Consider the following 12885-nt stretch of genomic DNA (forward strand, 5'->3'; position numbering starts at 1 on the left):
GTGGCCGGCCCCAGCGTCCCCGGTGTCGACGATGGCGCGGTATTCCGTTCCCTCTTCGCTGCGTATCCGGACGCACTGCTACTCGTCGATCTCCAGGGCGTGATCAGCTTGGCGAACCCGGCCGCGCTCGAACTGTTCGGCTATTGCGCCGACGAACTGGTCGGCCTCACGGTCGACGCGCTGGTGCCCGACGCCATCCGCCCGCGCCACGCGGCCTATCGCAAGACCTACTCTGACCAGCCGCGCGCACGGCCGATGGGCATGCAGATGGACCTGGTGGCCAAGCGGCGCGACGGCAGCGAAGTCAGAGTCGAGATCGCCCTGAGCCCCTTGCAGGACCACAGTCTGCCCTACGTGGTCGCGGCGATCCGCGGCGTGGGCGCCTACCCGCGCGTGAAGCAGGCCCTGCAGCGGGCCCGCTATGCCGAATGCCTGGCGCAGTTCGGGCGCCTTGCCGTGGAAGCGCGCGAGTCGCAGAACCTGCTCGAACTGGTTCCGGCCATCGCCGCGGAAACCCTGCAGGTCGAGATGGCGAAGATCCTGCTGCTCGAGCCGAGCGGCCTCGAGTTCCGGGTCGCTGCCGGCGTGGGCCTGGTGCCCGAGGAGCCGATCGGCCATCGGCTGCCCAACGAGCCCGGCTTGCCCTCCGGCACCGTCGTGGCAGAGGGCAAGCCGGTTCTCGTGAACGAGGATGGTGCACAAGATCGACGCTTCGCCATCCCGTCGCACTACGTGCGGGCCGGACTGGTGTGCGAACTCTCCGTCCCCCTGGCGGACCGCGGCCGCACCATCGGAACCCTGGTCGTTCGCTCCCGAACGCCGAAGCGCTTCGGTGAGGACGAGATCCGCTTCCTGGATTCCCTGTCCAGCATGCTGGCCACCGTGCTGCAGCGCACGAGCAGCGAGGAGGCGCTCAACCACGCACAGCGCCTGGAGAGCGTCGGCCAGCTGACCGGTGGCGTCGCGCACGACTTCAACAACCTGCTCACGGTCATCTCGGGCAACCTGCAGGTCCTCGAGGACACGCCCGCCTACACCGGCGATCCGTTCGTGCAGCAGCTGGTCGGCGCCGCCGTGCGCGCCACCCGGCGCGGCACGGAACTGACGGGCAAGCTGCTCGCGTTCTCGCGGCGCCAGGTGCTGCAGCCCACCGTTGTCGACACCGCCGCGCTGCTGCATTCGCTGACCGACATGCTGCGGCGCACGCTCGACCAGCGCATCGTCATCACACTGGACGCCGAGGAAGTGCTTTGCATGGCGGACCCAGGGCAGCTGGAATCCGCCCTGCTGAACGTGGCGATCAATGCCCGCGACGCCATGCCCCAGGGCGGCACGCTCGGCTTCACCTGCCGCGCGGTACCGCGGCTGCCGCCAGAACTTGACGTCGAGGGCGGCCGGGCCGAGACGGAAGGCTACGTGGCGATCTCGATCGCAGACACCGGCGAGGGCATGTCCGAGGCCGTGAAGGAGCGCGCCTTCGAGCCCTTCTTCACCACCAAGGAAACCGGCCGCGGCACGGGGCTCGGCCTGTCGACCGTCTACGGCTTTGCCAGACAGTCGCACGGCGCCGTCGCTCTCCACAGCGCGCCGGGTGCGGGCACCACGGTGACGCTGTACCTGCCGCGCATCGACGCTGACCTTGCCGCCGACGAGGAATCCGACGCCGCCGCGCAACAGGGCGTGCCGCCTGGGCTGCGCGTGCTGCTGGTCGAAGACGATGCCGAGGTTCGGAGCGTGGTACAGAAGTTTCTCGCCTCGATGGCCTGCGAGGTCGTCGACTGCGCCCACGCCGAGGAGGCCTTGGACGTGCTCGCTTCCGATACGGGCATCGGGCTTCTGCTCACCGACATCCTGTTGGGCACCGGCATGCGCGGCACCGAGCTGGCGGCAGCAGTGCAAACGCGCTGGCCCGGCCTTCCCGTGCTGCTGATGTCCGGCTATTCAAGCGGACTGCTCGACGAGCCCCAGCCCTGGGAGCTGCTGCGCAAGCCCTACACACGTGCCGAACTCGAGCGTGCCATGGCGAAGGTCCTGAACGCGGCTCAGTGAAGCGCGGCGGCCTCCATGGGCGCCATCAGGTGCTGGATGAAGCTCGTCAGCGCCTCCACCCTGGGGATGCGGATGTCGCGGCGCCCCTTCTCGATGAAATGGATCACGTCGCAACGGGCCAGCCGGGACAGCCCGCGGCTCACGGACTCCAGCGTCATGCCGAGGTAGTTGCCGATCTCGGCCCGGGTCATGTGCAGGGTGATCTGGTCGGTGCGCAGCCCGCGCTGCGCGAGTGCCTCGGTCCAGTAGCGCAGGAAGCCGGCCACGCGGGCGTCGGCCGGCAAGGTGCACAGCGAGAGCAGGGAATCGTGGTCGCGCACGAGCTCGCGGCTCATGGCCTCGTGCAGTGCCGTCAGCAGCGCGGGGGCCGTGGGGGCCGCCTTGAGCAAGGCGTCATAGCGGATGGCCCAGACCTCGCCGGTGTCCATCGCGATCGCGTCACAGCCGTAGTGTCCCGCTGCGATGCCGTCCAAACCCAGCCAGTCGCCCTTGAAATGGACGCCGACCACCTGTTCGCGTCCCTCGTCGGACAGGTTGACCATCTTGAAGAACCCGGAGTTGACGACGTAGAGGCAGCCGAACGCCTGCCCTGCCTGGTAGACCGAGTCGCCGGTGCGCACGATGCGCCGCTGGACCGGCAGCGTGCCCTCCAGCAGCCGCAGCATGTCCCCGATGCGCTGGACGCCCGACGGCGCGGACTTGGGAAGGCGGATCGTTTCAGTCATTTCTTGCCCCTCGTGGATCGATGGTGAGAGCTTAGAAAGCCACTGCAACACGAGCGCCAATGCAAGGCAGGCTTCGGTAACACTGGGTGAATGATCTGTGTCAGGCCGGTTTTGGCGCCGGCGACATGATGAATTGTTGATGCCGGTCAAGTCTCGGATCGCGGCAGGTCCTACCTTTGCGGTTGTGACATCCGGCATCTCCATTTCCCCTCAGCGCGAGCCGCTGGCCGCGAGGAATGTCCTGGCGACCCTGGCCGCGGCCGAGCGCCTGCGCACGCAGGCACGTGCCGGCACGGCCGGCCAATCCTTGCGCGGCAAGAACCTGGCCCTTCTGCTCGGGCCTTCGCCCGGCGCCGACATCTCGGCGCTGCGCCGCGCCGCGCAGGACCTGGGCGCACGCGTGGCCGAGGTCAGGTTCACCGAGCCGGCAAAGCCGGCGCCGGGGCGAGACGATGTTCACGCGCTGGCGCGGATGCTGGGGCGCATGTACGACGCCGTCGATTGCGAGGCCCTGGCACCGGCCACCGCGCGCCGGATCGAGCAGGATGCCGGCGTGCCGGTCTATCACGGCCTGTGCCTGGACGAGCATCCGGCCCGCGTTCTGGCGGATCTCATGACACTGCGCGAGCATCGATCGCCGCCCGGCGCGTCGATCCTGTTCCTCGGCGACCCGAAGGCGCCGCGCGGCAGCCACTTCGTCTCAGCCGCCCGCGCGGCCGGGTTTGATGTGCTTGTGGGCGGCGGGCAGCCGGCATCGAAAGACGCGACCTTCCTGGTCGACGCCAGGCACTCGGCACACTGGAAACTGCTGGCATCCGCCCTGCCGCTCGACGAGGCCCGGCGTGCGGAGAACCACCGCTGCGTGATGCAGGCCGTGCTGCTGGACACGATCGTCAAGGCTTCTCCATTTTTTGATGTGCGTCAAACGCCTCCCTTTCAGAGTCCTCATACTGGTATGTGAGAAAAGGAGTCCGGAAATGAAGCTAGCCATTCTTCTCGTAACGGCCATCGCCCTCGGTGGATGCGCGTCGCAATCTGCCCCGGTGAGCCATGATCACACTGCGCACCGCGCTGCATCTTCGACCTCAGCGCACGAGCAGCAGATGAACACGATGCGTGACATGCACCAGAAGATGACGGCCGCCAAGACGCCCGAGGCGCGCCAGGCCCTGATGGCCGAGCACATGAAGGTCATGAGGGACGGCATGTCGATGATGGGCCAGATGAAGGGGGGCCACGGCAAGGGCGGCATGTCTATGGATTCCCAGATGATGGGCGAGCGCATGGACATGATGGAAATCATGATGCAGATGATGATGGACCGCGAAGCGGCCCGCACGCCTGTCAAATGATTCGAAGGAGAGGGAGATGGACCACGAACATCAAGGGCCCCCGCCGTTCTGGCGCTCGCCAGCTGGCCTGGCTTGGTGGTCGCGATCGCGGTAGGTGGCTTTTACCTGCTGACTGAACACACCGCGCACGTCCTGGGCCTGCTGCCGTACCTGTTCGTGCTGGCACGCCCGCTGATGCACATGTTCATGCACCGCGGGCACCACCATGGCGGCCACGAGCAGGGGCTGCGCGGTCTATTCCGCAGTAAGGGTGCTCAAGCATCACCTGAATTTCCTACGTCGGCAGGGTTGAAACTTCGAGCAAGAACAGGAGAGCACCATGCCATCTTCCAGCACCGAACGCTACGATCTTTCCGGCCCGGCGCCGGACGGGGGCTGTGCGGGGCACGACAGGCACGCGCAGCTTCACGCTCGCCAAGGCACACACGTGATGCCCGACGGTTCAGTCATGGAGGGGGCACACCACGAACCTGGGGGTGATCCGCGTCACCATCGGCCAGCTGCGACGAAGCCAACCGCGGCGGTTCCGCCGGGCAGGCAGGTCGAGTACACCTGCCCCATGCACCCGCAAATCCGCCAGATGGGGCCGGGCAGTTGCCCCATCTGCGGCATGGCACTGGAGCCGGTGCTTGCGACCGAGGACACCGGCGAGAGCCCCGAACTTCGCAACATGACGCGCCGTTTCTGGATCGGGACGGCACTGACCGCGCCGGTTTTCGCGCTGGAGATGGGCGGCCACGTCGTCGACATCCACCACCTGGTCGCCCAGCAGGCCTCGAACTGGATTCAACTGATCCTCGGCACGCCGGTCGTGCTCTGGGCCGGTTGGCCGTTCTTCACCCGGGCTGTTGCCTCCGTGAAGAACCGCAGCCTGAACATGTTCACGCTGATTGCCCTTGGCACCGGTGCTGCCTGGCTCTACAGCATGGTCGCGACGCTCGCTCCCGGGCTCTTCCCGGACGCGCTGCGCAGCGAGGATCGCTCGGTTGCCGTCTACTTCGAGGCCGCCGCGGTCATCACGGTGCTCGTGCTGCTCGGCCAGGTCCTTGAGCTCCGAGCACGCGAGAAGACGTCAGGCGCCATTAAGGCGCTTCTTGGGCTCGCACCGAAGACTTCGGTCAGGGTCGAACCGGATGGTACCGACGAAACCGTGCAGGTCGACACCATCCAGGTCGGAGACCTGCTGCGCGTTCGTCCCGGCGAAAAGGTTCCGGTCGACGGCGTGCTCACCGAAGGCAGCGGCAACGTCGACGAGTCCATGGTCACGGGCGAACCCGTTCCGGTCGCCAAGGCGGCGGGCTCGAAGCTGACGGCGGGGACCATCAACCAGACCGGCGGCTTCGTGATGCGCGCCGAGAAGGTCGGTGCCGACACCCTGCTCTCCCAGATCGTTCACATGGTGGCCGCAGCGCAGCGCAGTCGCGCACCGATCCAGCGGATGGCCGACCAAGTCGCGGGCTGGTTCGTGCCGGTGGTCATGCTGATTGCAGCGCTGACGTTTGTGGCATGGCTGGCTTGGGGGCCCTCCCCGGCATTCAGCTACGCACTCATCACCGCGGTAGCCGTGCTCATCATTGCCTGCCCTTGTGCGCTGGGCCTGGCCACGCCGATGTCTATCATGGTGGGGGTCGGCAAGGGCGCACAGCAAGGTGTGCTCATTCGCGATGCAGAGGCGCTCGAGCGAATGGAGAAGGTCGACACGCTGGTGCTGGACAAGACCGGCACGCTGACCGAGGGGCGGCCGAAGGTCGTCCACATCGAACCGGCGAACGGCTTCAAGGGCGAGGAGGTGCTGCAGAAGCTCGCCAGCGTCGAGCGTGCCAGCGAGCATCCGCTGGCCATGGCCATCGTCATGGACGCCCAGGCCCGGAAGCTCCCGCTGTCGCCGGTCACGGATTTCGACTCGCCCGTCGGCAAGGGAGTGGTCGGCACCGTGGACGGGCAGCTCATCGTCTCCGGCAGCGCCAAGTTTCTAGCGGAGCACGCCGTCGACGCATCAAGCCTGGCTGCGTCGGCAGAGGTTCAACGGCAGAAGGCAGCCACAGTCATCTTCGTGGCTGTGGGCGGCAAGCTGGCCGGATTCGTTGCGATTGCCGACCCCATCAAGGCCACATCGGCCCAGGCCATCGATGCGTTGAAGGCGGCAGGCATCCGCATCGTCATGCTCACGGGCGACGGCAGGACCACGGCCGAGGCCGTGGGGCGTCAGCTCCATATCGACGAGGTGATCGCCGAGGTGTTTCCCGAGGACAAGGCAGCGGTGGTCAAGCGACTGCGCGACGAGGGGCGCGTCGTCGCCATGGGAGGGGATGGGGTCAATGACGCACCCGGTCTCTCGGCGGCGGACGTGGGCGTGGCCATGGGGACCGGCACCGACGTCGCGATGGAAAGCGCGGGCATCACGCTGCTCAAGGGAGACCTGATGGGCATCGTTCGCGCGAGGATGCTGTCAAGGGCAACGATGCGGAACATTCGGCAGAACCTGTTCCTGAGCTTTGCTTACAACGTCGCAGGCATCCCCCTTGCCGCCGGCGTTCTGTACCCGTTCTTCGGGCTGCTGCTTTCGCCCGTGGTGGCCGCCGCTGCCATGGCGCTCTCATCGGTGAGCGTCATCACGAACGCCTTGCGGCTGCGCACGCTGAAGGTGGACTGAGGAAGCAGCCGATTGCGCATCGGCAAACGACGAGATCCGTATGGCCGAAGCCTTTGGAGTAGCCAAGGACGGAGATCACCGAGGGCGTTACGGCCTTGACCGGGATCAAGGGCCTGTGCACGGACACCGTTGAACTTGCCAGGTACCCGCGCCGGCGGCTGGCGACATGGCGATATGGCGAATTGTTGATAGGGGTCAAGGCCCTGGTCGAGACAGGCCCTATCTTGGTGGATATGAAGCCCTGCCTGTCCATCCTCTTTCCGCGCGCGTCAACGCGCGAGTCGCTCGCCGCAAGCCGCATCTTCTCGGCTGAGCCGTTGCGTTCGGGAGTCGTTGCATCGTGACCATCCGCCATCTCGATCGCCTGCTCACACCGGGCTCGGTGGCCGTCTTCGGCGCCTCGAACCGACAAGGCAGCGTGGGCGCCACCGTCTGGCGCAACCTGCGCGCCGGACATTTCGCCGGCCCTGTCTACGCCGTCAACCCCAAGCACAGCACCCTGGACGGCGTCCCGGTGTACGCCTCGGCCGGCCAGTTGCCGGCAGCGCCGGACCTGGCCCTCCTGTGCACGCCGGCGCACACGGTGGCGCCGCTGGTCGCCGAGCTCGGGGCGCTCGGCACCCGCGCCGTCGTCATCGTGACGGCGGGGTTGACCCCGGCGCAGAAGCAGGCTGCGCTCGACGCGGCCAAGCCCCACCTCTTGCGCCTGCTGGGCCCCAACTGCATCGGCGTGCTGAGTCCGCACATCGGCCTGAATGCCAGCTTCGCCCACACCGACGCCTTGCCTGGGGACCTGGCCTTCGTGTCGCAATCGGGCGCGCTGGTCACCGCCGTGCTCGATTGGGCCAGGAGCCGCGCCATTGGCCTGTCCCACCTTGTTTCGCTGGGAGATCATTGCGACGTCGACTTCGGCGACCTGCTCGACCACCTGGCGAACGATGCACGCACCCGTTCGATTCTGCTGTACATCGAATCGGTGGAATCGCCACGCAAGTTCATGTCCGCCGCGCGGGCCGCCGCGCGCAACAAGCCGGTGATCGTGGTGAAAGCCGGCCGCTTCGGCAACGGCGTGCACGCCGCCGCCTCGCACACTGGGGCACTGGCCGGCTCGGACACCGTCTACGATGCGGCCATCCGGCGCGCCGGCATGCTGCGCGTCGACACGCTGCAGGAGCTGTTCATCGCGGCCGAGACCCTGGCGCGCTTCCGGGGCAACCGCAGCGACAGCCTGACCATCATGACCAACGGCGGCGGTGCCGGCGTGATGGCGGCCGACGCGGCCGCGCAGGCCGGCGTCACGCTGGCCGAGCCCGGCGGTGCCTTGCTGGAGCGCCTGAACGCGGCTCTGCCCGCCAACTGGTCGCACGCCAACCCGGTCGATATCATCGGGGACGCCCCGGTCGAGCGCTACACCGATACGCTCTCGGCCCTGCTCGCCGATCCGGCCGCGGGCGCCGTGCTGTTCATCCATGCGCCGACGGCGATCGTGCGCAGCGACGACATCGCCCGCGCCTGCCTGCCGCTGATTCGCGCAAGCGGGCCACGCGTGATGAGCGCCTGGCTCGGCGATGGCGCGGTCTCCCAGGCGCGTCAGTTGTTCGAGCAGGCCGGCGTGCCCGACTACCCCACGCCGGAGGAAGCCGTCCGAGCCTTCGCGATGCTCCAGACCTATCGGCGGAATCAGGAGATCCTGATCGAGGCCCCCAGCGCCAGCGAGAACCCGGTGCCCGATGTCGCCTCGGCACGCCGCCGACTGGACGCGGTGCTCGCCGAAGGGCGCGAGTGGCTCGGCGAGCATGAGGCGAAGGCCGTCCTCGAGGCCTATGGCGTACCCGTGGTCCCCACGCGCGCGGTCCCCGCATCGGCCGAGGCGATCTTCGCGGCCGCGCGCGAGGTGGGCTATCCGGTCGCGCTGAAGATCGTGTCGCCCGACATCACGCACAAGTCCGACGTCGGCGGCGTCAAGCTGGATCTGCGCGACCAGGCATCGCTGGACATGGCCGTGAGCGAGATGCTGCGCGCCGTGAGGACCGCCAAGCGCGACGCGCGCATCGACGGATTCACCGTGCAATCGATGGTGCGCCGGCCCCATGCCCAGGAAGTCATCGTGGGCGCCAGCATCGACAGCGTGTTCGGGCCGGTGATCCTGTGCGGCCAGGGCGGCACCGCGGTGGAAATCACCGCCGACAGCGCGGTCGCCCTGCCCCCTCTCAACCGCAGCCTGGCGCGTGAACTGGTCTCGCGCACCCGCGTCTCGCGCCTGCTGGCCGGCTATCGCGACCACCCGCCTGCCAAGGTCGACGCCCTCTACGACGTGCTGATCGCCGTGTCGCAGATGCTGGCCGACCTGCCGCAGCTGGCCGAGCTCGACATCAACCCGCTGTATGTCGACGAAGCCGGCGCCATCGCCCTCGATGCACGCATCAGGGTCTCCAGCCGGCCGGTCGCCGGGGCCGAGCGCTTCGCGATCCTTCCGTACCCTTCGCAATGGGTGCGAATCCAGGCCTGGAACGGCCGCGAGATCACGGTACGGCCCATCCGTCCCGAAGACGAAGCGCAGCACCGGAGATTCCTCGAGAAGCTCGACCCGGAGGACATCCGCATGCGCATCTTCCAGACGCGGCGCGAGCTGCCCCGCAGCGAACTCGCCCGGCTCACCCAGATCGACTACGACCGCGAAATGGCGCTCATCGCGGAAGCCGTGGACGCGCAGGGCGTGCCGGAGACACTGGGCGTCGCACGCACCGTGAGCGACCCGGACCACGTCGAAGCCGAGTTCGCCATCATCGTGCGCTCGGACCTCAAGGGCGGCGGACTTGGCACGCTGCTGCTCGACCGGCTGATCGAGCACGCCCGCAGCCACGGCATCGGCCGCCTCGTGGGCATCGTGCTGCGCGAGAACACTCGGATGCTGAAGCTCGCCCGCGCGCTGGGCTTCGAGACCGACCCGGCAGAGCCGGCCGCTTCGGGCCTGCGACGCGTGGTCAAGACGCTGGACAGCTCCGTTTGCGATCGTTGATGCGCAAGAAGGACGAAGTCTGGCGGGCGCAGGATGCGGCTGACGGCGCATCCGAGCCCGCCAGAGAACATGCCATGTGGTTGATCATCGCTTCCTTGATGCTGCTTGTTGTGGCAGGGACTGTGGCTGCTGTTTCGGGCGCTGATCCTGTGGATCACGCTGACTGATCGCCGACGCGGCATGGCCCCTTCGCGGCGAGCTGCCCGCCTGCGAGCCGGGTGCCCCATTCCAGGCGATCGATGCTCGGACGACGCGCGAGAAGCGCGCGCGGTTCTGGTCGGCCTGCAGGTAGCGGTCGATGCGCAACGAGCTTGCTTCAGATCAAAGAAGCGGCGGCCGATCCGCGCTAGGCTTCCATGGCGGTTCCAAACGGAGCGCAACGACAGGAGACAAAAGGAGATGTAGGATGGTCGCGGAGCAAAAAGCCACGGGCGCGCGGCTTGCAAGTTCGCTCATGCCAGATCCTGAGCTTTGTACCGAAGAGGAGGTCGTGCGCCTGGTCCATGCCTTCTATTCAAAGGTGCGCAAGGACCCGGTGCTCGCCCCGATCTTTGAATCGCAGGTCGCCGACTGGGAGCTGCACCTGGCAAAGCTGGTCGACTTCTGGTCGTCTGCCCTCAGAGGCACGGCCCGCTACAAAGGAGCGCCCATCCCAAAGCATGTGGCATTGCCGGGGCTCACGGCCGAGCTGTTCCACCGCTGGCTCGCCCTCTTCCGGGAGACCACCCAGGCATTGGGCAACGCTGCGCTGCGGCAGCGCGCCGACGATCTCGCGCATCGCATTGCCGGCAGTCTCTGGTATGGCTACCAGGCGCGGCATGGCGCGCCAGTCGGCGGCGGGCAGACGCCTGAACATGGGGCAACGGTCTGGCACAAGAAAGATCAGGCCATGACGCACCCCAGCCTGACCACCATCTGCCAGGAACATCGGGCGCTGTCGGCCATGCTGCGCGCGATCACCCTGCTGCTGGGCGAGCATCGGCGGCGAAACACCCTGCCCGACTTCGATGCGCTGCAGGCCATGCTGTTTTACGTCGACGAGTTCCCGGAGAAGCTGCACCATCCCAAAGAAAGCCGGCTGCTCTTCCCCAAGCTGCGCGGGCGCGATGCACACACCGACGCGGTGCTCGACCGCCTCGACCGCGACCATGCACATGGCGAGAAGGCCATCCGCGAGCTCGAACACGCGCTGCTCGGATTCCGGATGATGAGCGAGGCCGCCCACGGAGAAGCCCGGCGGCGCCATTTCGAGGCCTTGATGAAGCAATATGCCGACTTCTATCTCGATCACATGCGCGTCGAGGAAACCGAGATCCTGCCGCTGGCCCAGGCGGTGCTCAGTGTCGACGAATGGGCGGAACTCGACGCAGCGTTCCTGACGAACCGCGACGCGCTGGCGGGCTGCGAGGCCGACGAGGTGTACCGGCCGCTTTTCCGGAAGATCGTCAGCGCACTGCAGAACTCGGGCAGTTTCGGCTTGGCACTCGAGGCCTTCGCGGGCGCCGCAATACCGGCGTTCTCACCTCCCCATTGACTGTCTCAGGAAGGGAAATCGCCATGTACGGACGGATTCTGGTTCCCATCGATGGCAGCGCAGGCTCCAGTCGGGGGCTGGACGCGGCTATCGACATCGCGAGGAGCACGCATGGCCTGCTGCGCCTCGTCCACGTGCTGGACGATCTCTCGCTGCCGCGCAGGCTCGCCGATACAGACACCTGGCTGGACGCGTTGCGTCATGGTGGTCAACAGATCCTCGAAGCGGCAAGAACAGCTGCCGAGGCTCGAGGCATACGCGCCGATGCAGTTCTGTACGGTGACCTTACGACGCCGCTGTGCGAAGCGATCGCAACCGAAGCACGGATGTGGCCGGCCGAACTCATCGTGCTTGGCTCGCACGGGCGTCGCGGTGGCGGGCGGGTGATGATCGGCAGCGATGCAGAGCGCATTCTGCGAAGTTCGACCATTCCCGTGGTGCTAGTTCCCGCGCCGACGAAGAGAACCGGCGACGAGCGCATCTCGACCAGGACGAAGGCCGTTGCGCCCGCATTACTCATAGGTCAGAAATATAGGAGACAGATGGATGCCTGAAAAAGGAACGAACCAAGGCGCTGTCTTCGGCGATGGCCTGCAGTTGACCGTCAACTCGGCACTGCAGCTTCTCGCCCGCTTTCAAAGGCGAGCGAGCAACTCCTGTGCGCTTGGCATGGCTCCAGACCAACTCGTCGGGATTCAGGTCAGGCGCATAGCCGGGCAAGAAGTGCAGCGTGAGTTTGCCGGCGGTGCTGGCTACGTATTCCTTCACGATGGCCTTCTTGTGCGCGGGAAGTCCATCCACAATCAGGCGCACCGGCTTTCTGCGCTTTCGCATCAACTGTTTGAGCAATTCGACAAACAACTCACCAGTCAACGCGCCGGAATAAGTCGCAAACCAGAAAGCGCCCTTTGCGGTGACGGCGGACGCCGCGCTGATGCTCTGACGCTGCCCCGGCCGATCAATGACGGGGGTCTGTCCTTTCTTGGCCCACGTCTTGCCATGCACCGAGTCGGCTCGGAATCCGGATTCATCCCAGAACAAGATTTCCGCCTCACTGGCTTGCGCCTCGGTGGCAATCGCGGGAAAGATCTCGCTTTTCCATCGAGCAACCGCAGCGGGGTCGCGCTGATAGGCGCGTTGCAGTGGCTTTTGCGTGGTCAGCCCCAAGCGTGCAAGCAGCGCGCCAATCGAGGCGAGCGACAGGCTCACTTCAAAGCGCGCGAGCAGAAGTTCTTGGACGATCTGCCGGGTCCACAGTCCAAAGTCAAAGCCGTACTGATCGGGGCGCTTGCCATTGACCCATCGAAAGACTTGCCGCTCCTGGGCGCTGGTGAGCTTTCGAGGCCGCCCCGTCCCTTTGGTCGACCGCAGAGCCTTCAGTCCACGGCCACGTCCGCGCGCCGCCGCTTTGCACTTGTACGCCCACGATCGGTTCATGCCAAAGGATGCGGCCACAGCCGCGGGGTGCTCTCCCTCGTTCATGCGCTGAACAGCCACAACACGCATTTCCTCAAGCGTGTTGTGGGCCAGAGTGCGACCGTCTCGTTTCATCA

General features: G+C 66.7%; 9 protein-coding genes and 3 pseudogenes. 10 read left to right on the forward strand and 2 right to left on the reverse strand.

The genetic code is table 11. The annotated features are described in order from the left end of the window. Positions 1–2049 carry a PAS domain S-box protein gene (locus GXN78_RS37295; RefSeq protein WP_106558841.1) on the forward strand — a complete coding sequence of 683 codons (2049 nt, stop codon included), beginning with the start codon at positions 1–3 and terminating at the stop codon, positions 2047–2049. On the opposite strand, the gene GXN78_RS37300 is transcribed toward GXN78_RS37295, so the two are convergent. Next, entirely contained in the window at positions 2043–2774 is a 732-nt protein-coding gene (locus GXN78_RS37300) for a cyclic nucleotide-binding domain-containing protein (protein WP_106558842.1), read from the reverse strand. The genes GXN78_RS37295 and GXN78_RS37300 overlap by 7 nt on opposite strands. Positions 2775–2913: 139 nt before the next feature. On the opposite strand from GXN78_RS37300, the gene GXN78_RS37305 reads away from it, so the two are divergent. From GXN78_RS37305 to GXN78_RS37350, 9 genes and pseudogenes are all read left to right on the forward strand, one after another. Next, positions 2914–3735: a hypothetical protein gene (locus tag GXN78_RS37305; RefSeq protein WP_106558843.1), complete on the forward strand. Its 822-nt coding sequence runs from the start codon at positions 2914–2916 to the stop codon at positions 3733–3735. A gap of 16 nt (positions 3736–3751) precedes the next feature. After that, complete coding sequence (locus GXN78_RS37310) at positions 3752–4126, forward strand: hypothetical protein (protein WP_181360621.1); 375 nt, start codon at positions 3752–3754, stop codon at positions 4124–4126. Between the two features lie 16 nt (positions 4127–4142). Then, positions 4143–4345, forward strand: a pseudogene (locus tag GXN78_RS41735) (DUF2933 domain-containing protein); the annotation flags it as partial. Between the two features lie 211 nt (positions 4346–4556). Continuing rightward, positions 4557–6779 (forward strand): copper-translocating P-type ATPase, encoded by a 2223-nt coding sequence (locus tag GXN78_RS37320; protein WP_106558844.1) that lies wholly within the window; start codon positions 4557–4559, stop codon positions 6777–6779. Between the two features lie 340 nt (positions 6780–7119). Then, the gene (locus tag GXN78_RS37330; protein ID WP_106558845.1) at positions 7120–9798 is read left to right on the forward strand and encodes an acetate--CoA ligase family protein; all 2679 of its coding nucleotides are present in this window, start codon (positions 7120–7122) and stop codon (positions 9796–9798) included. Next, entirely contained in the window at positions 9798–9965 is a 168-nt protein-coding gene (locus GXN78_RS37335) for a hypothetical protein (RefSeq protein WP_164256279.1), read from the forward strand. The genes GXN78_RS37330 and GXN78_RS37335 overlap by 1 nt, the downstream gene beginning before the upstream one ends. 287 nt (positions 9966–10252) lie before the next feature. Beyond that, positions 10253–10627 (forward strand): annotated as a pseudogene (locus tag GXN78_RS37340) (group III truncated hemoglobin); the annotation flags it as partial. 144 nt (positions 10628–10771) lie between these two features. Then, a pseudogene (locus GXN78_RS37345) lies at positions 10772–11332 on the forward strand (hemerythrin domain-containing protein); the annotation flags it as partial. Positions 11333–11355: 23 nt separating this feature from the next. Further along, the gene (locus GXN78_RS37350) at positions 11356–11886 is read left to right on the forward strand and encodes a universal stress protein (protein WP_106558846.1); all 531 of its coding nucleotides are present in this window, start codon (positions 11356–11358) and stop codon (positions 11884–11886) included. Here GXN78_RS37350 and GXN78_RS37355 read toward each other — a convergent pair. After that, entirely contained in the window at positions 11849–12883 is a 1035-nt protein-coding gene (locus GXN78_RS37355; protein WP_106561525.1) for an IS630 family transposase, read from the reverse strand. The two genes, GXN78_RS37350 and GXN78_RS37355, sit on opposite strands and share 38 nt — an antisense overlap. Positions 12884–12885 lie beyond the last annotated feature (2 nt).

The organism is Variovorax sp. WS11 (assembly GCF_010499245.1).
GTDB lineage: Bacteria > Pseudomonadota > Gammaproteobacteria > Burkholderiales > Burkholderiaceae_C > Variovorax.

Excerpts from the sequence above, each read along its gene's own strand:
- GXN78_RS37320 (WP_106558844.1), top strand. The coding sequence starts at position 4,557 with ATGCCCGACGGTTCAGTCATGGAGGGGGCACACCACGAACCTGGGGGT.
- GXN78_RS37355 (WP_106561525.1), bottom strand. The coding sequence starts at position 12,883 with ATGAAACGAGACGGTCGCACTCTGGCCCACAACACGCTTGAGGAAATG.
- GXN78_RS37350 (WP_106558846.1), top strand. The coding sequence starts at position 11,356 with ATGTACGGACGGATTCTGGTTCCCATCGATGGCAGCGCAGGCTCCAGT.
- GXN78_RS37300 (WP_106558842.1), bottom strand. The coding sequence starts at position 2,774 with ATGACTGAAACGATCCGCCTTCCCAAGTCCGCGCCGTCGGGCGTCCAG.
- GXN78_RS37305 (WP_106558843.1), top strand. The coding sequence starts at position 2,914 with ATGCCGGTCAAGTCTCGGATCGCGGCAGGTCCTACCTTTGCGGTTGTG.
- GXN78_RS37335 (WP_164256279.1), top strand. The coding sequence starts at position 9,798 with ATGCGCAAGAAGGACGAAGTCTGGCGGGCGCAGGATGCGGCTGACGGC.
- GXN78_RS37310 (WP_181360621.1), top strand. The coding sequence starts at position 3,752 with ATGAAGCTAGCCATTCTTCTCGTAACGGCCATCGCCCTCGGTGGATGC.